The organism is Pseudomonas sp. LBUM1648 (assembly GCF_059716145.1).
The window spans coordinates 664,521-690,408 of the sequence record NZ_CP166808.1; the positions used below are offsets into that span (position 1 = coordinate 664,521).

Annotated in this window: 26 protein-coding genes; 10 read left to right on the forward strand and 16 right to left on the reverse strand. The window is 60.2% G+C overall.

The genetic code is table 11. The features are described from left to right. Nucleotides 1-377: 377 nt before the first annotated feature. On the forward strand, nucleotides 378-2,453 hold the full coding sequence (locus tag ACA043_RS02880) for an AsmA family protein (RefSeq protein ID WP_497658580.1): 2,076 nt from the start codon (nucleotides 378-380) through the stop codon (nucleotides 2,451-2,453). Between the two features lie 88 nt (nucleotides 2,454-2,541). On the opposite strand, the gene ACA043_RS02885 is transcribed toward ACA043_RS02880, so the two are convergent. Beyond that, complete coding sequence (locus ACA043_RS02885) at nucleotides 2,542-3,072, reverse strand: ferritin-like domain-containing protein (RefSeq protein ID WP_187678565.1); 531 nt, start codon at nucleotides 3,070-3,072, stop codon at nucleotides 2,542-2,544. Nucleotides 3,073-3,163: 91 nt separating this feature from the next. Further along, complete coding sequence (locus ACA043_RS02890) at nucleotides 3,164-4,081, reverse strand: LysR substrate-binding domain-containing protein (RefSeq protein ID WP_489880678.1); 918 nt, start codon at nucleotides 4,079-4,081, stop codon at nucleotides 3,164-3,166. A gap of 121 nt (nucleotides 4,082-4,202) precedes the next feature. Between ACA043_RS02890 and ACA043_RS02895 the strand changes: the two genes are divergently transcribed. From ACA043_RS02895 to ACA043_RS02905, 3 genes are all read left to right on the forward strand, one after another. Beyond that, complete coding sequence (locus ACA043_RS02895) at nucleotides 4,203-4,841, forward strand: FMN-dependent NADH-azoreductase (RefSeq protein WP_497658581.1); 639 nt, start codon at nucleotides 4,203-4,205, stop codon at nucleotides 4,839-4,841. Then, nucleotides 4,842-5,147 carry a DMT family transporter gene (locus ACA043_RS02900; RefSeq protein ID WP_401265926.1) on the forward strand — a complete coding sequence of 102 codons (306 nt, stop codon included), beginning with the start codon at nucleotides 4,842-4,844 and terminating at the stop codon, nucleotides 5,145-5,147. A gap of 91 nt (nucleotides 5,148-5,238) precedes the next feature. Continuing rightward, nucleotides 5,239-6,129, forward strand: a complete 891-nt coding sequence (locus ACA043_RS02905; protein WP_497658582.1) for an alpha/beta fold hydrolase — start codon at nucleotides 5,239-5,241, stop codon at nucleotides 6,127-6,129. A 120-nt stretch (nucleotides 6,130-6,249) separates the two neighbouring features. Here ACA043_RS02905 and ACA043_RS02910 read toward each other — a convergent pair whose 3' ends face one another. After that, nucleotides 6,250-7,137 carry a DMT family transporter gene (locus ACA043_RS02910; protein WP_497658583.1) on the reverse strand — a complete coding sequence of 296 codons (888 nt, stop codon included), beginning with the start codon at nucleotides 7,135-7,137 and terminating at the stop codon, nucleotides 6,250-6,252. A gap of 96 nt (nucleotides 7,138-7,233) precedes the next feature. Between ACA043_RS02910 and ACA043_RS02915 the strand changes: the two genes are divergently transcribed. The 3 genes from ACA043_RS02915 (at nucleotide 7,234) to ACA043_RS02925 (ending at nucleotide 9,716) form a co-directional block, all read left to right on the forward strand. After that, the gene (locus ACA043_RS02915) at nucleotides 7,234-8,028 is read left to right on the forward strand and encodes an AraC family transcriptional regulator (RefSeq protein WP_497658584.1); all 795 of its coding nucleotides are present in this window, start codon (nucleotides 7,234-7,236) and stop codon (nucleotides 8,026-8,028) included. Between the two features lie 63 nt (nucleotides 8,029-8,091). Further along, nucleotides 8,092-8,397, forward strand: a complete 306-nt coding sequence (locus tag ACA043_RS02920) for a PsiF family protein (RefSeq protein WP_187678558.1) — start codon at nucleotides 8,092-8,094, stop codon at nucleotides 8,395-8,397. Nucleotides 8,398-8,702: 305 nt separating this feature from the next. Then, the gene (locus ACA043_RS02925) at nucleotides 8,703-9,716 is read left to right on the forward strand and encodes an AI-2E family transporter (protein ID WP_489880675.1); all 1,014 of its coding nucleotides are present in this window, start codon (nucleotides 8,703-8,705) and stop codon (nucleotides 9,714-9,716) included. A 71-nt stretch (nucleotides 9,717-9,787) separates the two neighbouring features. Here the strand turns inward: ACA043_RS02925 and ACA043_RS02930 are convergent, their stop codons facing one another. After that, nucleotides 9,788-11,062, reverse strand: a complete 1,275-nt coding sequence (locus tag ACA043_RS02930; RefSeq protein ID WP_187678557.1) for an Hsp70 family protein — start codon at nucleotides 11,060-11,062, stop codon at nucleotides 9,788-9,790. Nucleotides 11,063-11,354: 292 nt separating this feature from the next. Between ACA043_RS02930 and ACA043_RS02935 the strand changes: the two genes are divergently transcribed. Together ACA043_RS02935 and ACA043_RS02940 are read left to right on the forward strand one after the other, a co-directional pair. Beyond that, nucleotides 11,355-12,305: a DnaJ C-terminal domain-containing protein gene (locus ACA043_RS02935; protein ID WP_497658585.1), complete on the forward strand. Its 951-nt coding sequence runs from the start codon at nucleotides 11,355-11,357 to the stop codon at nucleotides 12,303-12,305. A 23-nt stretch (nucleotides 12,306-12,328) separates the two neighbouring features. Then, the gene (locus ACA043_RS02940; RefSeq protein WP_401265935.1) at nucleotides 12,329-12,634 is read left to right on the forward strand and encodes a chaperone modulator CbpM; all 306 of its coding nucleotides are present in this window, start codon (nucleotides 12,329-12,331) and stop codon (nucleotides 12,632-12,634) included. A 148-nt stretch (nucleotides 12,635-12,782) separates the two neighbouring features. On the opposite strand, the gene ACA043_RS02945 is transcribed toward ACA043_RS02940, so the two are convergent. The 12 genes from ACA043_RS02945 to urtA all read right to left on the reverse strand — a co-directional run bounded on the left by ACA043_RS02945 (nucleotide 12,783) and on the right by urtA (nucleotide 24,371). Next, nucleotides 12,783-13,910: an ATP-binding protein gene (locus ACA043_RS02945; RefSeq protein WP_489880674.1), complete on the reverse strand. Its 1,128-nt coding sequence runs from the start codon at nucleotides 13,908-13,910 to the stop codon at nucleotides 12,783-12,785. A 153-nt stretch (nucleotides 13,911-14,063) separates the two neighbouring features. Next, a complete protein-coding gene (gene ureC, locus ACA043_RS02950) occupies nucleotides 14,064-15,764 on the reverse strand; it encodes an urease subunit alpha (RefSeq protein WP_401265940.1) in 1,701 nt (566 codons plus the stop codon). 202 nt (nucleotides 15,765-15,966) lie between these two features. Then, a complete protein-coding gene (locus ACA043_RS02955) occupies nucleotides 15,967-16,272 on the reverse strand; it encodes an urease subunit beta (protein ID WP_007915947.1) in 306 nt (101 codons plus the stop codon). Then, nucleotides 16,272-16,805, reverse strand: coding sequence for a GNAT family N-acetyltransferase (locus ACA043_RS02960; protein WP_401265943.1), 534 nt, complete (start codon nucleotides 16,803-16,805; stop codon nucleotides 16,272-16,274). The genes ACA043_RS02955 and ACA043_RS02960 overlap by 1 nt, the downstream gene beginning before the upstream one ends. A gap of 5 nt (nucleotides 16,806-16,810) precedes the next feature. Beyond that, complete coding sequence (locus ACA043_RS02965; RefSeq protein ID WP_489880673.1) at nucleotides 16,811-17,344, reverse strand: GNAT family N-acetyltransferase; 534 nt, start codon at nucleotides 17,342-17,344, stop codon at nucleotides 16,811-16,813. 9 nt (nucleotides 17,345-17,353) lie between these two features. Further along, a complete protein-coding gene (ureA, locus tag ACA043_RS02970) occupies nucleotides 17,354-17,656 on the reverse strand; it encodes an urease subunit gamma (RefSeq protein WP_008085431.1) in 303 nt (100 codons plus the stop codon). A gap of 77 nt (nucleotides 17,657-17,733) precedes the next feature. Further along, nucleotides 17,734-18,573 carry an urease accessory protein UreD gene (locus tag ACA043_RS02975; RefSeq protein ID WP_497658586.1) on the reverse strand — a complete coding sequence of 280 codons (840 nt, stop codon included), beginning with the start codon at nucleotides 18,571-18,573 and terminating at the stop codon, nucleotides 17,734-17,736. Between the two features lie 30 nt (nucleotides 18,574-18,603). Continuing rightward, complete coding sequence (urtE, locus tag ACA043_RS02980) at nucleotides 18,604-19,302, reverse strand: urea ABC transporter ATP-binding subunit UrtE (RefSeq protein ID WP_008031204.1); 699 nt, start codon at nucleotides 19,300-19,302, stop codon at nucleotides 18,604-18,606. Nucleotides 19,303-19,419: 117 nt separating this feature from the next. Beyond that, nucleotides 19,420-20,289: an urea ABC transporter ATP-binding protein UrtD gene (gene urtD, locus ACA043_RS02985; protein ID WP_008078129.1), complete on the reverse strand. Its 870-nt coding sequence runs from the start codon at nucleotides 20,287-20,289 to the stop codon at nucleotides 19,420-19,422. Then, a complete protein-coding gene (gene urtC / locus ACA043_RS02990; protein WP_187678548.1) occupies nucleotides 20,286-21,365 on the reverse strand; it encodes an urea ABC transporter permease subunit UrtC in 1,080 nt (359 codons plus the stop codon). The genes urtD and urtC overlap by 4 nt, the downstream gene beginning before the upstream one ends. Beyond that, entirely contained in the window at nucleotides 21,365-22,867 is a 1,503-nt protein-coding gene (gene urtB / locus ACA043_RS02995; RefSeq protein ID WP_497658587.1) for an urea ABC transporter permease subunit UrtB, read from the reverse strand. The genes urtC and urtB overlap by 1 nt, the downstream gene beginning before the upstream one ends. Nucleotides 22,868-23,105: 238 nt before the next feature. Then, nucleotides 23,106-24,371 carry an urea ABC transporter substrate-binding protein gene (gene urtA, locus ACA043_RS03000; RefSeq protein ID WP_497658588.1) on the reverse strand — a complete coding sequence of 422 codons (1,266 nt, stop codon included), beginning with the start codon at nucleotides 24,369-24,371 and terminating at the stop codon, nucleotides 23,106-23,108. A 524-nt stretch (nucleotides 24,372-24,895) separates the two neighbouring features. Between urtA and ACA043_RS03005 the strand changes: the two genes are divergently transcribed. Then, nucleotides 24,896-25,867 carry an IS110 family RNA-guided transposase gene (locus ACA043_RS03005; protein WP_497657778.1) on the forward strand — a complete coding sequence of 324 codons (972 nt, stop codon included), beginning with the start codon at nucleotides 24,896-24,898 and terminating at the stop codon, nucleotides 25,865-25,867. The last annotated feature ends 21 nt before the right edge of the window (nucleotides 25,868-25,888 follow it).

Here is a 25,888-nt window from a genome sequence, read left to right on the forward strand (position 1 = left end):
TGCTCCTTGGGAGGGCGATAAAGTGGGTACGAGGGCAATGCTACTCTCGATAAGTCGATATAAAAGTTCATAAACGCAATGGTAATAATCAACAGAATTGATTGTTCTGCGGAGAGGCTCTAGAACGGGCCTTTCAGAGGGATGCTTTTGCACCGTAGTGGGTATTTTCGACCCACTCGCGCTTCGCAAAAGTGCGGGGGCGGTAACGCTGTTCGACCGATTGGTCAGATTGCGCGCGGTTTTTTGCGTCTTAATCTGCCTTTTGATTAAACCTGCGGGCCTTTCGCCAGTCACAGATTTCATATGGGCCGCTTTGGCTCGCCGTTTCAGCTGTGCGCCGCGTTTTCGGCGCGCGGTCGTGATCAGGAGCTTTGTGCATGACGCGCACTGGAAAAATCTTCAGCTGGACCTTCGCCATCCTCTTATTGCTACTGGCCGTACTGGTGCTGATCATCGTGTTCTTCGACTGGAACCGGATCAAACCGCCGCTCAACGCCAAAGTCTCGGAAGAACTGCACCGACCGTTTGCCATCAACGGCAACCTCGCAGTGATCTGGCAGCGCGAGCCGGAGGAGGGCGGTTGGCGCGCCTGGGTGCCGTGGCCGCACGTGGTCGCCGAGGATTTGAGCCTGGGTAATCCGGATTGGTCTAAGAAACCGCAGATGGTCACGCTCAAGCGCGTTGAGCTGCGCATCTCGCCGCTGGCATTGCTGGCGCAACGGGTGGTGATCCCGCGTATTGACCTGACCGAACCCAACGCCGAATTGCAGCGTCTGGCCGATGGCCGCGCCAACTGGACGTTCAAGTTCGATCCCAAGGACCCGAATGCCGAGCCGTCGAACTGGGTTGTCGACATCGGCGCCATCAAGTTCGACAAGGGCCACGTTACCCTCGATGACCAGACGCTCAAGACCAATCTCGATGTGCTGATCGATCCGCTGGGCAAACCGATTCCGTTCAGCGAAATCGTCGGTGACAAAGCAGCGAAAACTGCGCAGGACAAGGGCGGCGCACCGCAGGACTATGCCTTCGCATTAAAGGTTAAAGGTCAGTATCACGGCCAGAATCTGACCGGCCAAGGCAAGATCGGCGGCCTGTTGGCCTTGCAGGATGCGAGCAAACCGTTCCCGCTGCAGGCTCAAGCGAAAATCGGTGACACCCGCATTGAACTGGCCGGCACCCTCACCGATCCGCGCAACCTCGGCGCCCTCGACCTGCGACTGAAGCTGGCCGGTGCCAGCCTTGGCAATCTCTACCCGCTGACCGGCGTGACCCTGCCGGACACGCCACCGTACTCCACCGATGGCCACCTGATCGCCAAGCTGCATGACGAGGCTGGCGCGAAATTCACCTATGAAAAATTCAACGGCAAGATCGGCGGCAGCGACATCCATGGTGACCTGACCTATGTCGCCAGCCAGCCACGGCCAAAACTCAGCGGCGCGCTGTTGTCCAATCAACTGCTGTTCGCCGACCTCGCACCATTGATCGGTGCTGATTCGAACGACAAACAAAAGGCCCGTGGCGGTGAGAGCAAGCAACCGGCTGACAAAGTGCTGCCGGTAGAAGAGTTCAAGACTGACCGCTGGCGCGCAATGGACGCCGATGTCGAATTCACCGGCAAGCGCATCGTCCACAGTGAAAAGCTGCCATTCACCGACCTTTATACCCACCTGAAACTCAACGACGGCGAGCTCAGCCTGGAGCCGCTGCGCTTTGGCGTGGCTGGCGGCAATCTGGACGCGCAGATCCGCCTCAACGGTCGCACCGAACCGCTGGAAGGCCGGGCCAAACTGACGGCGCGCAGATTCAAGCTCAAGGAGCTGTTCCCGACTTTCGAACCGATGAAAACCAGTTTCGGCGAGCTGAACGGCGATGCGGATATCACCGGTCGCGGTAACTCGGTGGCCAAGCTGCTGGGCGGTGCGAATGGCAATCTGAAGATGCTGATCAACGACGGTGCGATCAGCCGTGAGCTGATGGAGCTGGCGGGGCTTAACGTCGGTAACTATGTGATCGGCAAGATCTTTGGCGACAAGGAAGTGAAGATCAATTGCGCGGCGGCGGACTTCGACATCAAGACGGGTTTGGCGACCACGCGGCTGTTTGTCTTCGATACCGAGAACGCGATCATCTACATCGACGGCACGGCGAACATGGCCACCGAGCAATTGGACCTGACGGTGACGCCGGAATCCAAAGGCTGGCGTTTGATATCCCTGCGTTCGCCACTGTACGTGCGCGGCAAATTCATCAAGCCGGACGCGGGCGTGAAAGCCGTGCCGTTGTTGCTGCGCGGGGCGGGGATGGTAGCGCTGGGTGTGATTGCCGCACCGGCGGCCGGGCTGCTGGCGCTGGTGGCACCGAGTGGTGGGGAACCCAATCAGTGTGCGCCGCTGCTGGAGCAGATGAAGGCGGGCAAGGCGCCGGTGACCGTCAAGCCAAGCAAGTAACAGCAGATCAAAAGATCGCAGCCTGCGGCAGCTCCTACAGAGATCAGTGTAGGAGCTGCCGCAGGCTGCGATCTTTTGCGTTTAAGGTTTAGAGGTCGTTGAGGATGTCGGCCATGTCATCGGCATGCTCTTCTTCCTGCGCCAGGATGTCTTCGAAGATGCGTCGAGTGGTCGGGTCTTTCTCGCCGATGTACTGAATGATCTCGCGGTAGCTGTCGATGGCGATCCGCTCGGCCACGAGGTCTTCGTAGACCATCTCTTTCAAAGTGTTCCCCGCGACATATTGCGCATGGGACATTTTCGACAGCAGGTCGGGGTTGAACTCCGGTTCGCCGCCCAGTTGCACAATGCGCTCGGCCAGGCGGTCGGCGTGCTCGGCTTCCTGGGTGGCGTGTTCGAGAAACTCTTCAGCGGCCACGTGGGCTTTCAGGCCGTTGGCCATGAAGTAGTGGCGCTTGTAGCGCAACACGCAGACCAGTTCAGTGGCCAGCGATTCATTGAGCAAGCGCAGCACCTCTTCACGGTTGGCGCTGTAACCCTCGGTCACCGCACCGTTTTCCACGTGTTGTCGTGCGCGCTCGCGCAGGGTTTGAACATCAGATAAATGCAGGTCGCTCATTTCAGTCTCCTGGAGGCTAATCCGATTGGCGTCACGCTCTACTGACGTGATCGCCTACCCAGGTTGTGAGTCTTGAGCGATGCAAAAAGTTTTACGGGATTTTCGGCAACCTCGGCGCCAACCCTGAAAGCTGCGCTTCGTCGCGCAACCACGCAAAAAATGCGCGCACCGGCGGATGCCGCTCGCGCCCCGGCACACACAACGCACTGTAGCCGGCCCCATCGACCTGAACCTCGCTCTTGTACGGCACCAGCAAACCGCTGGCGACGCTCTCCGAGACCAGAATATTGCTCGCCAGTACCAGCCCTTGCCCGGCAATCGCGGCTTGCAGGGCGTAATGCTCTTCGTCGTATTCGCGGATCGCCGGATGTTGATTCAGCCAGTTCTCGCCGGACTTGGCGCACCAGGCTTCCCAGCCGTGGGCATACAGCTTGGAGTTGTGCCAGTGCACGCTGATCAAGGTCGGTGTGCGGCGTGCGGCCAGTGCCACTTGCTCCGGCGAGCCGTACACGCCGAACGATTCATCGAACAGGCAGAGGCCATACAGATTCGGGTAGTCATCGAGGCTGTAGCGCAGCACCAGATCGACACTGGCGTCCTGATGCAGATCGATCACTTCGCAATGGGTGTCGAGACGCACGTTGATGTTGGGGTGTTTCGCATAAAACCGCCCCAGTCGCGGCACCAGCCACAGCGCAGCGAACGCGGCGGTGGTCGACAGCGTCAGGCTGCTGCCGCTGCGTTGCGGGCGCAGGGTGTCGACGCTTTGCGCCACTTCCAGCAAGGCGCCGTGCAGACTGCGGAACAACCGTTCACCGCCCTCGGTCAGGCGTACCTGTCGCGGCAGGCGTTCGAACAGCGCGACGCCCAACCAGTCCTCCAGCGCTCGGATCTGATGGGAAATCGCTGTGGGTGTCACCGACAGTTCTTCAGCGGCAGCCTTGAAACTCAGCAAGCGCGAGGCGGATTCGAAGGCGCGCAGGGCGGTTAGCGGCAGCGAGGCGAACATTTGTTACTCCATGGGTGAAATAAACTCATCCAGACTGATTTCTGTTCATTTGAAGAGATGCCGTGACGCGCCTCAAGCTGCAAGCCACAAGCAGGTTGATTCTAGTCCGGAGGATTTATAGATGAACAGGATTCTTGCACTTCATGCCAGCCCCCGTGGCGATCGCTCCTATTCGCGGCGCTTGGCGGAAGGTTTTCTCAGTGCCTGGCAAGTGCGCCATCCGCAGGCTCAGGTAACTCGGCGTGAAGTTGGTCGGGCGCTGATTCCAGCGGTCAACGAGGCCTTCGTCGCGGCGGCGTTTTACCCGGAACCCGAGGCGCGACCATTGTCGATGCAGGCCGATCTGGCGCTAAGCGATCAACTGGTCGGCGAGTTGTTCGACCACGACCTGCTGCTGATTTCCACGCCGATGTATAACTTCAGCGTGCCCAGTGGCCTCAAGGCCTGGGTCGATCAGATCGTGCGGCTGGGCCTGACGTTTGACCACACGCTGGACAACGGCATTGCCCAGTACACGCCGCTGTTGCAGGGCAAGAAAGCCTTGATCGTCACCAGTCGCGGCGGTTTCGGCTTCGGTCCCGGGGGTGAGCTAGAGGCTTTGAACCACGCCGATCCATGGCTGCGCACGGCGCTGGGATTTATCGGCATCAACGACGTCACGGTAGTCGCGGCCGAGGGTGAGGAGTCTGCCGAACGCACCTTCGCGGTGTCGGTGGCCGAGGCCGAGCAGCGTTTGCTCGACCTCGCCCGGGCGTTCTAGGTGGCCTGGCTGTTCCTGCTGATCGCCGCGGGGTTTGAAGTGACCTTCGCCATGGGCATGAAGTACGCGGAAGGGTTCACCCGGCTCTGGCCGTCGATGATCACCGTGGTCGCTGCGGTCGGCGGGATATACTTCCTGACATTGGCCATGCGTGAATTGCCGGTGAGTATCGCCTATCCGATCTGGACCGCCATCGGTTCGCTGGGCACAGTGTTTCTCGGCTTTGCCTTGCTCGGCGAGAGCCTGACGCTGGTCAAACTGCTGTCGGTAGGCCTGATTGTGGCGGGGGTGGTGGGGCTGAAGTAGGCTGCTCATCGAGTTGTCATGTTCAGGGAGGATGCTTGGCGGGCGTTTTGCACGCCTTGCATCCATTCACCGACCACAAGGATGTTTGCCCATGTCGCACGCCTCGCGTACGCGTTATCCACTGGTGCTGGTGCCAGGAATGCTCGGGTTTATCCGGCTCGTTCTCTATCCATATTGGTACGGGATCATCGGCGCGTTGCGCCGTGGTGGTGCGACGGTGATTGCCGTGCAGGTGTCGCCGTTGAATTCGACCGAGGTGCGTGGCGAGCAATTGCTGACACGGATCGAGGAGATCCTGCGCGAAACCGGCGCGGCCAAGGTCAATCTGTTCGGTCATAGCCAAGGCTCGCTGACGGCGCGTTATGCCGCGGCGAGACGCCCGGATCTGGTGGCTTCGGTGACGTCGGTCGCCGGGCCTAATCACGGTTCCGAACTGGCCGACTATCTGCAAAAGCACTACCCGGCGGACAGCGCCAAGGGCCGAATCCTTGAGGCATTGCTGCGCTGTGTCGGCTGGTTGATGGCGTTGTTGGAGACCGGCTATCACGGGCCAAAACTGCCGGTGGATATCCACGCCTCGCACCAATCGCTGACCTTTGAAGGTGTGGCGCTGTTCAACCAGCGTTATCCACAAGGCCTGCCCGAAACCTGGGGCGGGCATGGGCCGGAAGAGGTCAACGGCGTGAGGTATTACTCGTGGTCGGGGACGTTGCAGCCGGGCAAGACGGATCGTGGCGGCAATCTGTTTGACGGGACCAATCGCAGTTGCCGGTTGTTCGCCAAGACATTCGTGCGTGAACCTGGGCAGTGCGATGGCATGGTCGGGCGTTACAGTTCGCACTTGGGCACGGTGATTGGCGATGACTATCCGCTGGATCATTTCGACATCGTCAACCAGTCGCTGGGGCTGGTGGGCAAGGGCGCCGATCCGGTGCGGCTGTTTGTCGAGCATGCGGCGCGGCTTAAAGCAGCCGGGGTCTGACTGTGCTTTTGTGGCGAGGGGATTTATCCCCGATGGGCTGCGCAGCAGCCCCAGTTATTGGATGAAGAGAGGGGCCGCTTCGCGACCCATCGGGGATAAATCCCCTCACCACAGGCCGGATCAGGCAACGCTCACTCTGCGGCTCAGCACCGTCGTCCAGCGCTCAGACAAAATCACCCCACCCAAGGTCAACAAGCCGCCGACCAGGTGATACATCGCCAGTTGTTCTTTCAACACCACCGCCGCAATCAGCGCCGTAATCAACGGCAGCAGATTGAAGAACAATGTCGTCCGGCTCGGCCCCAGGCGCTGCACCGCCTGCATCCACGCCAATGGCGCGAGCATCGAAGCCAGCAGACACGCGTACAGCACCAGCGGAATATTCTGCAGGGTCAGCCCGGTTTTCGGCGAAGTGGCATACAGCGGAAACAACACCACAATCGCCACCAGCACCTGCAAGTACAGCAACACCAACGGCGGCAGGCGCAGCTGCCATTTTTTCAGCAATGTGCTGTAAATCGCGTAGGCCAGCGTGGCAATCAGCATCATCGCGTCACCCAGGTTCACCCCGTGTTGCAACAGCGCGCCGAAGCTGCCGGACGACACCACCACCAGCACGCCGGCGAACGAGAACACCGCACCAATCAGCGCACCGGCTGTCAGGCGCTGGCCGAGGCTGATGATCGCCATGGCCAGCGACATCAATGGCATCAGCGACAGGATGATGCCCATATTGGTGGCGGTGGTCAGGGTCGCGGCGAAGTAGGCCAGGCTCTGATAAACCGCCATGCCGAGCACGCCGAGGACGAAAATCTTGCCCAGGTTCGGGCGAATTTGCGGCCAGTGCGCGATCACTTGTTTGAGCATGAACGGCGTGAACAACAGACCCGCCAGCAGCCAGCGGTAAAAACCGATCTCGGCGGGGAAGATCGCACCGACCGCGAGTTTGTTGATCACGGTGTTGCCGGCCCAGATAAAAATCGCCAGCAGAGGAAAAGCGTATTGCATGCGTTGAAACCATTACGTTGATGAAGCGCGATTATCCCTTGTCTGGATGCAGGCCTATACTTCGAACCGGACAACCTGCCTCTGAAACCGGACAGCATGAACAGTAAACACATCGATCTGCTGGATTTCAGCGAACTGCCGTCGGCGGTGTACTTCCGCTACGCCGACTTCAACGCCCACGAATTCGCCGCGCCCCACCGTCATCCGTGGGGCACGCTGGAATACGCGGCCCATGGCGTGCTGCACATGGACGTCGACGGCAGTCGTTTCATGTCGCCGCCGCAATACGCAGTCTGGGTGCCGCCGCAGGTCGAGCACAGTTTCTACAGCCATCAACCGGTCAACTATCGTGCGGTGTGTCTCGATCCCAAGGTCTGTGCCGAATTGCCGGCGCGCGCCTGCACGTTGGCGATCAGCGACATCCTCAAGGCGATTCTCAAAGACTTCGCCGCCCGCGACGTGAAAATCCCCGAACTCGATGCCGATCAGCGTCTTGCCCAGGTGTTGGTCGATCAACTGCAACAGGCACCGGTGCATGAGTGTTATCTGCCCTATGCGAGCCATCCCGGGTTACTGGCGATCCTCGAAGCGTTGCAGGCTGAGCCTGGCAACAATCAACCGCTGGCGCACTGGGCGGCGCAGGTGCATGTCAGCGAGCGCACGCTGGCGCGGCAATTCGTGCGCGAGCTGGGGATGAGTTTCGGCGAGTGGCGCCAGCGCCTGCGCTATCTCGCCGCGATCGAAGCGCTGGAAACTTCGCGCAGTGTGCAGGAGATCGCTTTCGACCTGGGTTACAGCAGCGGCTCGGCTTTTATCGCCATGTTTGCCCGTCAGGCGGGCTGCACGCCGGAGCAGTACCGCCGCAGCCACCTGGAAGGCAGGAAGGTGTAACAAGATTTGGCTACACTGCCGAAGAGGCCGCCTCCATCGAAGCGGCGACAAGGAGAAAACTCCATGAAGATGTTGCGTGTCCCTTTGTTGATGATTGGTTTGCTCCTGTGTTCCCAAGGTTTCGCCGCCACGGCGCAACAGAACAAAATGACCACCTGCAATGCCGATGCGACCGCCAAGAGTCTGAAAGGCGATGAGCGCAAAACCTTCATGAGCACCTGCCTCAAGGCAGCGCCGGCAGCCAACGACGCCAAGGCCCTGACCCCGCAGCAGGAAAAGATGAAAACGTGTAATGCCGATGCGAAAACCAAGGCGCTGGCCGGTGATGCGCGCAAGACGTTCATGAGTGAATGCCTGAAGAAAAAATAAACGGGTTCGCGTACTGCCTGAGTTTTTTGAGTCCGTCTTGAGATTCGCCCTCACCCTAACCCTCTCCCGGAGGGAGAGGGGACTGACCGCGTTGTCTCAAGACATTCGTCGACCAGAACAAAGCTGTTGATTATGGATTCAATCAGCTCTTTCAGGTCGCCGGATATCCTCAGCATCCCCCGATCAGTTCCCTCTCCCTCTGGGAGAGGGCTAGGGTGAGGGCTGCAAACACCGCATATCCCTAGTGCTCCCCCCGGATCGCTGGCAGACTGCCAATCCTTTTACGCCGTTCGTTTTGAGGCTGTATGCCAACGTTTTCTGAGCGTCATGTTGTGTTCTGGGTCAGTTGCATCATTATTTTCGGCGGTTTGCTGCTGGTGCTCCCGCTGCGCTTGTTGCCCAGCCTGCTGGCGGGGTTGCTGGTGTTCGAGCTGGTCAACATGCTCACTCCGCAACTGCAACGGCTGATCGAAGGCCGGCGCGCGCGCTGGCTGGCGGTGGCGCTGCTGGGCACGCTGGTGGTCAGTGTGCTGGCGCTGATCTTCGCCGGCGCCATCAGTTTCCTCCTGCACGAAGCGGAAAATCCCGGGGCTTCCCTCGACAAATTCATGGGAGTGGTCGACCGCGCGCGCGGTCAGTTGCCGCCGTTCATCGACGCTTATCTGCCGGCCAGTGCCGCGGAATTTCGCGTAGCGATTGGCGAATGGGCGAGCAAGCACCTGGCCGACCTGCAACTGGTGGGCAAGGACGCGGCGCACATGTTCGTGACGCTGTTGATCGGCATGGTGCTCGGCGCAATCATTGCCCTGCAGCGCATACCGGATGTCACCAAACGCAAGCCGCTGGCCGCCGCTTTGTTCGATCGCCTGCACCTGCTGGTGCAGGCGTTTCGTAACATCGTTTTCGCGCAGATCAAGATTTCCCTGCTCAACACCTTCTTCACCGGGATCTTTCTGGCGTTGATCCTGCCGATGTTCGGCATCCATCTGCCGCTGACCAAGACCCTGATCGTCCTGACCTTCCTGCTCGGCCTGTTGCCGGTGATCGGCAACCTGATATCGAACACGCTGATCACCATCGTCGGCCTGTCGCTGTCGATCTGGGTGGCGTTGGCGGCGTTGGGGTATCTGATTTTTATCCACAAGCTCGAATACTTTCTCAATGCGCGCATTGTTGGCGGGCAGATCAGTGCGAAGTCGTGGGAGTTGCTGCTGGCGATGCTGGTGTTCGAGGCCGCATTCGGCCTGCCGGGGGTAGTGGCAGGGCCGATTTACTATGCGTATCTGAAGAGTGAGTTGAAGCTGGGCGGGATGGTTTGATTCAGAATTTGTAGTGATTGAGCTGGCCTCTTCGCGAGCAGGCTCGCGAAGGGCGCGCCGCCGATTCTGGGTCAGGCCATTGCGCCGTAACGCTTCATCGCCTCAATCGCCAGACCGCTGCCAATGCTGCCGAAGATATTCCCTTCGACATGCCGCGCATTCGGCAACATCGCCGAAACGCTGTTGCGCAGGGCCGGGATGCCGCTGGAACCACCGGTGAAGAACACTGTATCGACCTGAGCCACTGACACATTCGCGTCGTTCAACAACTGCGTGACGCTGCCGCGCACGCGCTCCAGCAATGCATCAATCGCCGATTCAAACAGCGCCCGCGTCAGTTCCACGCTCAACCCGGGTTCGATCCGATCCAGCGGCACATGGCGGCTGTCGGCGTGGGTCAGCTGGATCTTGGTTTCTTCCACTTCCATCGCCAGCCAGTGGCCGGCGCGTTGTTCGATCAACTTGAACAGGCGATCGATGCCGCCGGTGTCTTCGATGTCGTAGCGCATGCTGCCCAGCGCCAGGCTGGATTTCTGCGAGTACACCGAGTTGATCGTGTGCCAGGTCGCCAGGTTCATGTGGTGGCTGGTTGGCATGTAGGCGCCGCTTTTCATGCGACTGCCGTAGCCGAACAGCGGCATCAGGCCTTGCAGGCTCAGTTGTTTGTCGAAGTCGGTCCCGCCGATGTGTACGCCGCCCGTGGCGAGGATGTCGTCGTGGCGGTTTTCCACACCGCGACGCTCGGGCGAAAGGCGCACCAGCGAGAAGTCGGATGTACCACCGCCGATGTCGACGATCAGTACCAGCTCTTCCTTTTCGATGGTCGACTCGTAGTCGAATGCTGCGGCAATCGGTTCGTACTGGAACGACACGTCCTTGAAACCGATCTTGCGTGCCACTTCCACCAAGGTGTCTTCGGCTTCCTGGTCGGCCAGCGGATCGTCATCGACGAAGAACACCGGACGCCCCAGCACCACTTGTTCGAATTCCCGACCGGCGGCAGTTTCGGCGCGGCTCTTGAGCTGGCCGATAAACAGGCCGAGCAAGTCCTTGAACGGCATTGCCGTGCCGAGAACGCTGGTGTCGTGCTTGATCAGCTTGGAGCCGAGCAGGCTCTTGAGCGAGCGCATCAGCCGGCCTTCGTAGCCCTCCAGGTATTCGTGCAGCGCCAGGCGACCGTAGACCGGGCGGCGCTCCTCGATGTTGAAAAAGACCACCGACGGCAGGGTGATCTTGTCGTCTTCCAGCGCGATCATCGTTTCCATGCCAGGGCGCAGCCAGCCGACGGTGGAGTTGGAGGTGCCGAAGTCGATGCCGCAGGCACGGGCTGGAGAGGCGTTATTCATGTCTTTCGGGTTCCGGTCAAAAAACGGCCGCGCAGTGTATGTCAGTGCGCGGCAGATTCGAAGGCCGGTCATCAGCTATTTCGCGACTAGACTGGGTTGAAACTCGCAGCTTCGCCCCAAACTTGCTGGCATGGGCCGGCAGACATACCGGCGGTCGCAAGAACCGTCGCCCACTGCCGATAAACTTCTGCTGCGCCACCCGGTCACAAGTTTGAGATCGGTCAACCCGGCATGCGCGAATCGGCGCATGCTGGCATCGGCGCGAAATCGATAACGGACGGTGATTCCTTCAATGGACTTCAAAGACTATTACAAGATACTCGGCGTGGAGCCGACAGCAGACGACAAGGCAATCAAGGCTGCCTATCGCAAGCTGGCGCGCAAATACCACCCCGATGTCAGCAAGGAAAAGGACGCCGAGGCCAAGTTCAAGGACGCCTCGGAAGCCTATGAAGCGCTGAAAAGCGCCGACAAACGTGCCGAATACGACGAGCTGCGCCGCTATGGCCAGCACGGTCAGCCGTTCCAGGGGCCACCGGGCTGGCAGAGCCGGGGCGGTTTTGGCGGCGGCGGTGGCGACACCGGCGACTTCTCGGACTTCTTCAGTTCGATCTTCGGCAATCGCGGCCCCGGTTTCGGTGGCGGTGAAGGTCGGCAACAACGCAGTGCAGGGCGCCGAGGGCAAGACGTGGAAATGGAACTGCCGATCTTCCTCGAGGAAACGCTCTCGAACGAATCGAAGAAGGTCACCTTTCAGGTGCCGCAATACAACGCCAACGGCCAGCACGTCAGCAACACCAGCAAGAGCCTGAACGTGAAGATCCCGGCGGGCGTGACCGACGGCGAGCGCATCCGCCTCAAAGGTCAGGGCGCACCTGGCGCAGGTGGCGGGGCGAATGGCGATCTGTACCTGACCATTCGTTTCGCGCCGCATCCGAAGTTCGATGTCGAAGGCGAAAACCTGATCATTACGTTGCCGCTGGCACCGTGGGAGTTGGCGTTGGGCGCTGAAGTGGCCGTGCCGACCCTGTCCGGCAAGATCAACCTCAAGGTTCCGGCCGGCAGTCAGAACGGTCAGCGCATGCGCGCCAAGGGCCATGGTCTGAAAAACAAGGCCGGCGAGCGCGGTTATCTGTTCGTGCAGCTCAAGGCCGTGATGCCGAAAGCAGCGGACGATGACGTCAAGGCGTTGTGGCAGGAACTGGCGAAAAAAGCCGCCTTCAATCCGCGAGAGAACTTCTGAACCCAGCGACGGAGTAGCCCATCATGAGCAGCCCCCTGATCGTTCAACTGGACATGGCAGAATTCTGTGAGGCAGCCGATTTGTCGGACGTCTACGTGATCGAAATCGTCGAACACGGCATCCTCGAACCTCAGGGCGCGCAGCCCCGGGAATGGCGTTTCACCGATTACGAGCTGACTCTGGCCAAACGCGCCGCCAAGCTGCGGCGCGACCTGGATCTGGAGTGGGAAGGCGTCGCCCTGGCGTTGAATCTGCTGGAAGAAGTGAAGGAACTGCGGGCCGAGAACCGTATGTTGCGCCAGCGATTGGGGCGGCTGGTGGTCGAGTAGTTTTACCGTTGTTTACAGTTTGCACTGAAGGGCCTCTTCGCTGGCAAGCCAGCTCCCACAAGTATCGCGTCGAATGCATATTTTGCAACCGACGCAGAACCCTGTGGGAGCTGGCTTGCCAGCGATGAATTCCCCTCGGTTTATCTGCTTAAACCTTTCTGGGCAACACCACACTGAACAGCGTCCCGTCAGCCGCGTTCGAGCTGACTTCGATTGTCCCGCCATGGGCGATGACTACTTCCTTGACGATAAACAACCCCAAACCGAGGCTGGTAGAAGGCTGCCCGAGCTGTTCGTCGGCGCTGCGCACCAGCGGGTCGAAGATCGTACCGACTGCTTCTTCGGGAATCGGTGTGCCGAAGTTATGCACCGTAAGGCACACGCTATCGCCTTCTGCGCTGAGGCTCACGGTCACGTCGTGCTGGTTTGAACCGTGCTGCAAGGCATTGCCAATCAGGTTTTGCAGCAGTTGATCGATGCGCCCGGCATCCCATGTTCCCCTGGTATCGCCTTCTACAGTCAGCGTCGGATCGCATTCCGGATTGCCCGCGCAAGCCTCGGCAATCGCTGCCCGCGTCGCGTCGGCCATGTCCATCGGCGCCGGCTCGATCGGCAGGCTTCTGCCCAGACGACTGCGCACCAGTTCCAGCAAGTCGCTGACCATGGCCGCCATGTGTCGTGCGCCACGTTTGATATTGAGGGCGCACGTCAGGGCATCGCCTTCCAGACGGGTTTTGCGCAGCAGCAATTCGGTGGACATGCTCACCGCTTGCAGCGGCGCGCGCAGGTCATGGCCAAGGATGGCAAGGAAGATGTCGCGCGAACGGTTGACCTGTTCGGCATAGGCGGCGGTCGATTCGGCCAGGGCTTCGTCGATGGCTTCGTTGAAGCGGATCATGTCCTGGAAATAGGCGACGTCAGGGGATTGCAGGCTGTTGACCCACAGGCGAATCACACAGGCCCGCAGATGGCGGAATTCACTGGTCATCTGCACCAGATCAAAACCCACGGTGTGGCGCAACTCGCCATGGCTGGCGCCGGCCTCGTCCAGGCTTGGGGTTTTCTCCGGGCCTTCGCCCTTGGCTTTGGCAGCCTGTTCGGCGGGGCTCTGCGGTTTGTTCATGTCGCGAGCGGCGGCCCGCAGAATTTCGCTGGCGTGATCGCGCAGCGCGGTGGAGTCCAGATGGTCGGCGGCCGGGGTAATGGTAGCGGCAAACTGTTCCCACTCATCGACGATAGGGTCGATGTTGGCCACGATGAACTCGGAAAGACGCATGGGCGGTCCCTGAAAATAGTGAAGCGAATCGAATATTAGTCCCTTTGGCGGGAAATACACGACCGTTTGTGCGGTGGTTTTCTACCGCCATCAAAAAGGCCCCGAGACCGTGCTGCAGGGCACGGTATCGGGGCCTGTTTTATTGCGTTGAGGTCAGAACAGGAAATAGCGCTGAGCCATCGGCAGGGTGTCTGCCGGTTCGCACCACAGCAACACGCCGTCGGCCTTGACCTGGTAAGTCTGCGGATCGACATCGATGTTCGGCAGGTAATCGTTGTGGATCAAATCGGTTTTCTGCACCTCGCGGCAACCTTTGACCACCGCGATTTTCTTCTTCAGCCCCAGCGTTTCCGGCAACCCGGCTTCCTGCGCGGCCTGACTGATAAAGGTCAGGCTGGTAGCGTGCAGCGAACCGCCATAACTGGCAAACATCGGGCGGTAGTGCACCGGTTGCGGTGTCGGAATCGATGCGTTGGCATCGCCCATCAAGCTGGCGGCAATGGCGCCACCCTTGAGGATCAGCGTCGGCTTCACGCCAAAAAACGCCGGGCGCCACAGCACCAGGTCCGCCCATTTCCCTACTTCGATCGAGCCCACTTCATGGCTGATGCCATGAGTGATCGCCGGGTTGATCGTGTATTTGGCGATGTAGCGCTTGGCGCGGAAGTTGTCGTTGCCTTCACCGTCCTGGGGCAGGGGGCCGCGCTGCTTTTTCATCTTGTCGGCGGTCTGCCAGGTGCGCGTGATGACTTCGCCGACGCGGCCCATGGCCTGGCTGTCGGAACTGATCATCGAGAACGCACCGAGGTCGTGAAGGATGTCTTCAGCGGCAATCGTCTCGCGGCGGATGCGGCTCTCGGCGAATGCCACGTCTTCGGCAATGCTCGGGTCGAGGTGGTGGCAGACCATCAGCATGTCGAGGTGTTCGTCGATGGTGTTGCGGGTGAACGGCCGGGTCGGGTTGGTCGAACTCGGCAGCACGTTGGCAAACCCGCAGGCCTTTATGATGTCCGGCGCATGACCGCCACCGGCACCTTCGGTGTGATAGGTGTGGATGGTGCGGCCCTTGAAGGCGCCGAGGGTGGTTTCGACGAACCCCGACTCATTGAGCGTGTCGGTGTGGATCGCCACTTGTACGTCGTACTGGTCGGCCACGTTCAGGCAGTTGTCGATGCTCGCCGGGGTGGTGCCCCAGTCTTCGTGCAACTTAAGGCCGATGGCGCCGGCCTTGACCTGTTCGATCAGCGGCTCCGGCAGGCTGGCGTTGCCCTTGCCGGTGAGGCCGATGTTCATCGGGAAGGCATCGGCGGCCTGGAGCATGCGCGCCAGATGCCATGGGCCCGAGGTGCAGGTGGTGGCGTTGGTGCCGGTGGCGGGTCCGGTGCCGCCGCCGATCATGGTGGTGACGCCACTCATCAGCGCTTCTTCGATCTGCTGCGGGCAGATGAAGTGAATGTGCGTGTCGATGCCGCCAGCGGTGAGGATCATGCCTTCGCCGGCGATCACTTCGGTGCTGGCGCCGATGGCAATATTCACGTTGGGCTGCACGTCCGGGTTGCCGGCCTTGCCGATCGCGGCGATGCGCCCGTCCTTGAGGCCGACGTCGGCTTTGACGATGCCCCAGTGGTCGATGATCAGCGCATTGGTGATCAGTGTGTCGACCACTTCGGCGGCGAGCAGTTGACTCTGGCCCTGGCCGTCGCGGATGACTTTACCACCGCCGAATTTCACTTCTTCGCCGTAGGTGGTGAAGTCTTTTTCGACTTCGATCCACAGCTCGGTATCGGCCAGGCGCACCTTGTCGCCGACGGTGGGGCCGAACATGTCGGCGTAGGCTTGTCTGGAAATTTTCATGCTGCGTCCTTCAGGAAAATAGTGGCGAGCCGTCGACCCTCACCCTAGCCCTCTCCCTGAGGGAGAGGGGACTGACCGTGGGTATCTTTCGACAGGCATCGACCTGAAATAGTGAGTCGAGCTCAGGATCTGAAAAGCCCCCAAATCGGCTCCCTCTCCCTCGGGAGAGGGCTGGGGTGAGGGGCAGCGGTGCGCACGCAATTCAGAGATCACCCATGACCCGCCCGGCAAAGCCGAACACCCGTCGATGCCCGGCGTAATCCACCAGCTCAACCTCGCGGCTCTGCCCCGGCTCGAAGCGTACCGCCGTGCCGGCCGGAATATTCAGACGCATGCCACGGCTGGCCGCGCGATCAAAGGTCAGCGCGTCGTTGGTTTCGAAAAAGTGATAGTGCGAACCCACCTGGATCGGCCGGTCGCCGCTGTTGGCGACTTTCAGGCTGACGGTGCGGCGGCCGACGTTGAGTTCGATGTCGCCGGGCTGGATCTGGTATTCACCGGGAATCATCACTGGGCTCCTTGCAGAATCTTGTAGTAGAGGGCGGTCGGTCGATAGGTGCCGTTCGGGTCGCAGGCGTAGTCGGGTATTTCGCCGGCGCGGGTGTAACCCAGGGCTTTATAGAAATCTTCAGCGGGGGAGCCGGCCTCGGTGTCGAGGAAGAGCATGCCGCGCTTGTGCTTGGGCGCTTCCAGTTCCAGCGCATGCATCAATTGTTGGCCGAGGCCGCGACGACGGGCGTGTTCACGCACCAGCAGTTTCTGCACCTCGGCGCGATTGAGACCGTTGGCCTTTTGGCACAGCCCCAGTTGCACGCTGGCCAGCACCTGCTCGTCCTTGACCACCACCCAGAGCAATACGCTGCCCTTGTTGACGTTGTCCTGAACGTCATCGAAGTAGGCGCGGGCCTGGGCGGCGTCGAGGTCGGCCATGAAGCCGACACTCGCGCCATAGCCCACCGCATCGAGCAACAGATCGATCAGGCCCTGACGATAGTGCGCAAAACTTTCAGCGTTGACGCGGCGCAGTTGGGCGGCGTTCATCAGTGTCACTCCTTGTTGGCTTCGGGCGGCTCCGCGCCAGGGTTGAGGGTCAGTTGCATGAAGGTCAGATCGAGCCAGCGGCCGAACTTGGTGCCGACTTGCGGCATCTGTCCGGTGATGATGAAACCGGCACGTTCATGCAGACGAATAGAGGCGGCGTTGCCGCTTTCGATGGCGGCCACCATCACGTGCTTGCCGCAGGTTTTTGCCCGCTCGATCAGCGCCGTCATCAGTCGCGGGCCAAGACCGTTGCCGCGTTGGTCGCTGCGCACGTAAACCGAATGCTCGACGGTGTGGCGGAAGCCGTCGAATGGCCGCCAGTCACCGAACGAAGCGTAGCCGAGCACGCTGTTGTCGATGTCGCAGATCACCAGAATCGGATAGGCCTGCGACTGACGGGCGCTGAACCACGCCTGACGGTTGCCGAGGTCCACGGCGGATTCGTTCCAGATCGCCGTGGTGTTGAGCACGGCGTCGTTGTAGATGTCGCGGATCGCCGGCAGGTCGGCGTGCAGCGCATCGCGAATGCTGTAAGTCATGGCGCGGCCTCAGACGATCGGTTGGTGGACGGTCACCAGTTTGGTGCCGTCGGGAAACGTCGCTTCGACCTGGATCTCCGGGATCATTTCCGGGATGCCTTCCATCACTTGTTCGCGGGAAAGCAGGGTGGTGCCGAAGTGCATCAGCTCGGCCACGGTCCGGCCGTCACGGGCGCCTTCGAGCAGCGCGGCGGAGATGTAGGCCATGGCTTCCGGGTAGTTGAGCTTCACACCGCGAGCCAGTCGGCGCTCGGCGACGAGGCCGGCGGTGAAGATCAGCAGCTTGTCTTTTTCGCGTGGGGTCAGGTCCATTGTTGGAATCCAATATCGGCAGTTAGAAATGATTGAGACGTACGCTGCCTTCGGCAGCTCCTACAGGGGAATGCATTTCAGGTGTTCCAGATTCGTGGGGGCTGGGCTTCGCGTCCTAGCAGGGCGGGTCTGAGCAATCGCCACAAATCAATCAACCAGCCCCGCGCCAACAACGCCTCACTGGCCAGACACCTGGCAACCAAAAGTCCCGGCAGCTGCGTCAGATCCCCGCGCACTTCATGCCCCAGCGAGCGGCAGCGCTCAAGCAGTTCGGCATCAATTTCGCCAGTGACCAACAGCGTCGCAAACACCGGTTGCCCATCCAGCCCGATCGGCGAATCGAGCAAACCGTCACCGCCGACAATGCGCTGGCGTTCATGCCAGAGCAATCGACCATCGCGACGAATATCCAGGTGGCTCTGAAAGTGCCCGAGGTCGAAACGCTCGCCACTGGCCGGTCGACCCAGCGCAACCACATCCCAGTAGAACAGCCGCGCATCCCCCTCAAGATCGATCGAGGTGGTCAGTTCAGCCTGAGCGGCGCTGTAGACGATGGTCTCTTGCGGCAACCATTCCAGTGTCGCCCCGGCAGCCACCTTCAAGTCGAGCTTCTGATAAGCGGGGCCCGCCGCGCGATACCACTTGGCTGCGCCGGGGCTGGTGATCTGTGCCCAGGCGTCTTGTTCGACACGGGCGCTGATATTGAGCCGATCACCGCCGGCAATCCCGCCCGGTGGGTGGACGATGATGTGCTGACAGACCTCAGGGCCCTCGGCGTACAGATGCTTTTGCACCCGCAGCGGGCCGAGGTGGCGGCGCATGACCGGGCGCGTGCAGTCGCCGAAACGGGCGTAGGCCAGCTCCAGCTCGGCGTGCCAGCTCGGGGTAAACAGGGCAGGTGAGACAGTCGAGTTCATATTTTCTAATTATCGTTAGGAAGCTACAGGTTAGATGGTTACCAGCCCACGCACACCCTCGGCCTCCATATTTTCTCCGCGACCCTGCTGGACGATCTCACCCCGGGACATCACCAGGTATTGATCGGCCAGTTCGGCGGCGAAATCGTAGAACTGCTCGACCAGCAGAATCGCCATGTCGCCGCGAGCCGCCAGTTTCTTGATCACCGCGCCGATCTCCTTGATCACCGACGGCTGAATGCCTTCGGTGGGTTCGTCGAGGATCAGCAAACGCGGACGGCTGGCCAGTGCGCGACCAATCGCAAGCTGTTGTTGCTGGCCACCGGACAAGTCACCGCCCCGACGCTGCTTCATTTGCAACAGCACCGGGAACAGTTCGTAGATGAACGCAGGGACTTCCTTGGCCTCGGAGCCGGGAAAACGCGACAGGCCCATCAGCAGGTTTTCCTCCACCGTCAGCCGCCCGAAAATCTCCCGGCCCTGTGGCACATAAGCGATACCGGCGTGTACCCGCTGGTGTGGCTTGAACGTGGTGATCGGTTTGCCTTCCCAATTCACTGCGCCTTCCTTGGCCGGCAACAGGCCCATCAGGCATTTGAGCAGGGTGGTCTTGCCCACGCCGTTGCGGCCGAGCAGGCAGGTGACTTCGCCGACCTTCACGTCAAACGTGAGGCCGCGCAGGATGTGGCTACCGCCGTAATACTGGTGCAGCTTGTCGACTTGCAGCATTCTCAAATTCTCCTCAAGTCCCAATGTAGGAGCTGCCGAAGGCTGCGATCTTTTGATCTTGTTGTGGAAGAGCAAGATCAAAAGATCGCAGCCTCCGGCAGCTCCTACAGGGGAAAGTCAGCGGCCGAGGTAAACCTCGATCACCCGCTCGTTTTCCTGCACCTGCTCAAGCGACCCTTCGGCTAAAACACTGCCTTGGTGCAATACGGTGACGTGGTCGGCAATCGAGCCGACAAAGCCCATGTCGTGTTCCACCACCATCAGCGAATGCTTGCCTGCCAGCGACTTGAACAACTCGGCGGTGAACTCGGTTTCGGCATCGGTCATGCCCGCCACCGGTTCGTCGAGCAGCAGCAGTTGCGGGTCTTGCATCAGCAACATGCCGATTTCCAGGAACTGCTTTTGGCCGTGGGACAACAGGCCCGCCGGGCGATTGACCGAGGTGGTCAGGCGAATGGTCTCCAGCACTTCGCTGATGCGATCTTTCTGCTCACCACTCAACCGTGCCCGCAAACTGGCCCACACCGACTTGTCGGTCTTCTGCGCCAGTTCGAGGTTTTCAAACACGCTCAGCGCTTCAAACACCGTCGGTTTCTGGAACTTGCGGCCGATGCCAGCCTGGGCAATCTGCACTTCGCTCATCTGTGTCAGGTCGAGGGTTTCGCCGAACCATGCCTTGCCGTGGCTGGGGCGGGTCTTGCCGGTGATCACGTCCATCAGCGTGGTCTTGCCCGCGCCGTTGGGGCCGATGATGCAGCGCAATTCGCCGACACCGATGTACAGATTGAGATTGTTCAGCGCGCGGAAGCCGTCGAAGCTGACGCTGATGTCTTCCAGGGTCAGGATCGTGCCGTGGCGGGTATCTAGGCCCGGGCCGACGCGTTGGCCGAGGCCGATGGAATCGCGGCTGGTGCCGGCGTCCTTGTTCGGCTCGACGGGGAAGAAGGCTGGCTCCAGCATGAATTCAGCGCTTGCCGTGACTCTCATGATTCACCTCGTTTCTTCAGCAGACCGATCACGCCTTTGGGCAGGTACAGGGTCACGACGATGAACAGCGCGCCGAGGAAGAACAGCCAGTATTCGGGGAACGCCACGGTGAACCAGCTCTTCATGCCGTTGACCACACCGGCGCCGAGCAAAGGCCCGATCAGCGTGCCACGACCGCCAAGGGCGACCCACACTGCCGCTTCGATCGAGTTGGTCGGCGACATCTCGCTCGGGTTGATGATCCCCACTTGCGGCACATACAGCGCACCGGCCAAACCGCACAGCACCGCGCTCAATACCCAGACGAACAGCTTGAAACCACGCGGATCGTAGCCGCAGAACATCAAGCGGTTTTCCGCATCGCGCAGCGCGGTCAGCACCCGGCCGAACTTGCTCTGCGCCAGACGCCAGCCGATAAACAGACTCGCCACCAGCAGCAGTACGGTCGCCAGAAACAGCACCGCGCGAGTGCCCGGTTCAGTGATGCCGAAGCCCAGAATCGTACGGAAATTGGTGAAGCCGTTGTTGCCGCCAAACCCGGTCTCGTTGCGGAAAAACAGGAGCATGCCGGCGAAGGTCAGGGCTTGGGTCATGATCGAGAAGTACACGCCCTTGATCCGCGAACGGAAGGCGAAGAAGCCGAACACCAGCGCCAGCAAACCCGGCGCCAACACCACCAGGCACATGGCCCAGACAAAGCTGCTCGTGCCGGTCCAGTACCACGGCAACTCCGTCCACGACAGGAAGGTCATGAACGCCGGCAAGCCATCACCGGCGGCCTGACGCATCAGGTACATGCCCATCGCATAACCGCCGAGGGCGAAGAACAAGCCATGGCCGAGGGACAACAGACCGGCGTAACCCCAGACCAGATCCAGCGCCAGGGCGACAATGGCGTAGCAAAGAATCTTGCCGACCAACGTCAGGGTGTAAGCGGAGACGTGCAGCGCGCTGTCCGGCGACAACAGCGACAGCAACGGCAATGCGATCAGTAACGCGAGAATCACCGCGCCGATGGCAATCGTGACTTTCGGGCCGGCCTTTTGCGTGGCCGTGACTAACAGAGGCTGGTTCATCAGTCGATCACCCGTCCTTTCAGTGCGAAGAGGCCTTGCGGACGTTTCTGGATAAACAGAATGATCAGCGCGAGGATCAGGATCTTGCCGAGCACCGCACCGATCTGCGGTTCAAGGATCTTGTTGGCGATACCGAGGCCGAACGCTGCGAGCACGCTACCGGCCAACTGGCCAACACCTCCGAGCACCACCACGAGGAACGAGTCGATGATGTAGCTCTGACCCAGGTCCGGGCCGACGTTGCCAATCTGGCTCAGCGCTACACCACCGAGGCCGGCGATGCCCGAGCCGAGGCCGAAGGCGAGCATGTCGACGCGTCCGGTCGGCACACCGCAGCAAGCGGCCATGTTGCGGTTCTGGGTGACCGCGCGGACGTTGAGGCCCAGGCGAGTCTTGTTCAGCAGCAGCCAGGTGAGGACAACCACAAACAGCGCGAAGGCGATGATGACGATGCGGTTGTACGGCAGCACCAGATTCGGCAGCACTTGAATGCCGCCGGACAGCCACTCCGGGTTCGCCACTTCAACGTTTTGCGCACCGAACAGCAGGCGCACCAGTTGAATCAGCATCAGGCTGATGCCCCACGTCGCGAGCAATGTTTCCAGTGGTCGCCCGTAGAGGTGGCGAATCACCGTGCGTTCCAGCGCCATGCCGATGGCGGCGGTGACGAAAAACGCCACCGGCAGCGCGATCAGCGGATAGAACTCGATGGCCTGCGGGGCGTAACGCTGGAACATCAGCTGCACCACATACGTCGAGTAGGCACCGAGCATCAGCATCTCGCCGTGGGCCATGTTGATCACGCCGAGCAAGCCGAAAGTGATCGCCAGGCCGAGGGCCGCCAGCAGCAGGATCGAACCGAGCGACATACCGCTGAATGCCTGACCGAGTATTTCGCCGATCAGCAGTTTGCGTTTGACCTGGGCGAGGCTGGTTTCGGCGGCCGTGCGCACGCCAGCATCGGCTTCGACACCGGGTTCGAGCAAGCCTTCGAGGCGGGTGCGGGCCAGTGGGTCGCCGGTTTCACCGAGCAAGCGCACGGCGGCCAGACGCACCGCCGGATCGGTATCGACCAATTGCAGATTGGCTAACGCCAGGCTCAGAGCGGCGTGGACACTTTCATCTTTTTCGCCAGCGAGTTGCTGGTCGAGGAATTTCAGCTGCGCGGGTTTCGCGCTTTTCTGCAATTGCTGCGCGGCAGTCAGACGGATTTTGGCGTCGGCGGCGAGCAATTGGTGGCTGGCCATGGCGGTGTCGATCAGACCCCGCAGGCGGTTGTTCAGGCGCAGGGTTTTTGGTTGGCCGTCGACGGTCAGTTCGCCTTGTTGCAGGGCGTTGATCAGTTCGATACGGGCCGGGTCGGGCTGCGCGGCCCAGGCTTCGAGCAGTTTGGCCTGTTGCATGGGATTGGCCGCGACGAAGTCTTCGGCGTCGCCGGCGTGGGTGGCCATCGGCAGCAACAGTGCGATGGCGCAGATAAAACGGTAGAGGGCAGTGGGCATAGTCAGTCGCCTTGACGCGGACATTGTGGGAGCGAGCCTTTGTGGCGAGGGGATTTAACCCCGATCGGCTGCGAAGCAGTCGCGAAATCAGTCGACGCGATCAATCTGATACACCGCGACTGCTGGATTGGGGGCTGCTTCGCAACCCATCGGGGATAAATCCCCTCGCCACAAAAGCCCGCTCCCACAGGGGAATTGCATCAGCCCCACGCCAAGCGCAAGGCTGACATCCAGTGACTCAGTTGCTCTTCACCGCATAATCCGGCTTCTTGTCGTTGCCATCGATGAACGGGCTCCACGGCTGGGCGCGGATCGGCCCTTCGGTCTGCCAGACCACGTTGAACTGACCATCGGCCTGAATCTCGCCGATCATTACCGGTTTGTGCAGGTGGTGATTGGTCTTGTCCATGGTCAGCGTATAGCCAGACGGTGCGGCGAAGGTCTGGCCGGCCAGCGCTTCGCGGACTTTGTCGACGTCGGTGGACTTGGCTTTCTCAGCTGCTTGCGCCCACATGTGGATGCCGACGTAAGTGGCTTCCATCGGGTCGTTGGTCACCGCTTTGTCGGCGCCCGGCAGGTTGTGTTTCTTCGCGTAGGCTTTCCAGTCCGCGACGAATTTCTTGTTCTGCGGGTTCTCCACCGACTCGAAGTAGTTCCACGCCGCGAGGTTGCCCACCAGCGGTTTGGTGTCGATGCCGCGCAGTTCTTCTTCGCCGACCGAGAACGCCACGACCGGTACGTCAGTCGCCTTCAGACCCTGGTTGGCCAGCTCTTTATAGAACGGCACGTTGGAGTCGCCGTTGACTGTGGAGATAACGGCAGTCTTGCCGCCAGCCGAGAACTTTTTGATGTTGGCAACGATGGTTTGATAGTCGCTGTGACCGAACGGGGTGTAGACCTCTTCAATGTCCTTGTCGGCCACGCCTTTGGAGTGCAGGAACGAACGCAGGATCTTGTTGGTGGTGCGCGGGTAGACGTAGTCGGTGCCGAGCAGGAAGTAGCGCTTGGCGCTGCCGCCTTCTTCGCTCATCAGGTATTCAACCGCCGGGATCGCTTGCTGGTTCGGCGCGGCGCCGGTGTAGAACACGTTCGGCGACATCTCTTCGCCTTCGTACTGCACCGGGTAGAACAGCAGACCGTTGAGTTCTTCGAAAACCGGCAGCACCGATTTGCGCGACACCGAAGTCCAGCAACCGAACACCACCGCTACCTTGTCCTGGGTCAGCAACTGCCGGCCCTTTTCGGCGAACAGCGGCCAGTTCGACGCCGGGTCGACCACCACAGGTTCAAGCATCTTGCCGTTGACGCCGCCCTTGGCGTTGATCTCGTCGATGGTCATCAGCGCCATGTCTTTGAGCGATGTTTCGGAGATCGCCATGGTGCCGGACAACGAATGCAGAATCCCGACCTTGATGGTCTCGGCGGCCTGGACTGTCCAGGTCATGCCCATCGCGGCAATGGATGCCGAGAGTGTGAAAGCCTTGATCAAACTGCGACGCTTCATTGTGCGATCTCCATGAACGTTAAAGTTTTTTATGGTTGGCAGATGCGGACGACTGAAGGGTGTTTTGCAAGGGCTGTGCCCGGTCGGGTTTGGGCAGGAAAATGTCGGTTTAGAGCGCTTGCGCGCGATTGCGATGCACCATGAAGGGACGCTGGTGGAGCGTTGGTGCAGGCGGCCGCGCCAGATTGGGGCGCGAACCGATACCTGTAGGAGCTGCCGAAGGCTGCGATCTTTTGATCTTGTCTTTTAAGCAAAAAATCAAAAGATCGCAGCCTTCGGCAGCTCCTTGTATCTCGACTATCGCTCCGTCAGGAGCGATAGTTCTCGACTGATCATCGAGGGAGGGACTTGGAAGCCGTGCAGCTCCTTAGGCTTTTTGCCTGTGATGTAGATCGTGCTCCAGCCCTCCACACTCACTCGTATAGTTCGAACGGTATCTTGGGCCCGTCTCTGGCGAGAGCCCGCATTCGCAAGGTTGGACAGAGTGCAGTGATGATCGAAAACGGATTAATGGAGAAACGGTCATGTCCAATTTCGTCGGCGTCGATGTCGCTAAAAATACCTTTGATATCGCCACTCACCTGCCAAACGGCAAGCACAAAACCAAGGCCAAACTGGCTAACGACTCAAAAGGTTTCAAAGAGTTTGACGCCTGGCTGAACAAGCAGGTCGAGCCTACAGCTCTGATCGTGATGGAAGCCACCAGCGTTTATCACCTGGAACTTGCCGAGTTCGTCTACAACAAGGGTTACCGGGTCTGCGTCGTCAATCCGGCTACGACCCACGCTTACGCCGACAGCGAGCTGCGCCGGATCAAAACCGACAAAAGCGACGCCAAATTGATCGCTGACTTTGCTCGGGAAAAGGCTGAAAAGCTTCAGCTTTGGGCTCCAGAGCCGCTGAAATATCGTCAGCTAAAGGCGATGGTACGTCGCTTGGATGACCTTCAGGAAATGGAGCAAATGGAGCTCAATCGCCTGGATGTATCCGACGAAAAGGTCAAAGACTCGATCAACTCTGTGCTGCGTCACATCGAGAAAGAGATCGTTGAAACTCACAAATCAATCAAAAAACACATCGACGATGATCCAGACATGCGCCAAATGCGCGACTTGATCGTGACCATCGACGGTATCGGCCAGAAAACCCTTGAGCGGCTGCTGGCCGAGTTGGGCGACCTGCGTAAATATGACGACCCTCGCAAGCTGGTCGCTGCCGCCGGGTTGAACCCAAAGCTGCAGGACTCGGGAAAATTCAAAGGCAGAACAGTGATTTCGAGGATCGGATCGGCTCGCGTTCGGGCGGGTCTATACATGCCTGGGTTGGTTGCACTGAAGCACAACAAGGCAATCATCGCCATGAAGGACCGCTTGAAGGCCAACGGCAAGGCCCCCAAGCAAATCATCTGTGCAGCGATGCGCAAACTCCTACATTTTGTCTACGCCGTTCTTAAATCGGGCCAGCCATTTGACCCGAAAATTGCCCTTGCCCGATGAGGGGCAAGACGGTATCTACAG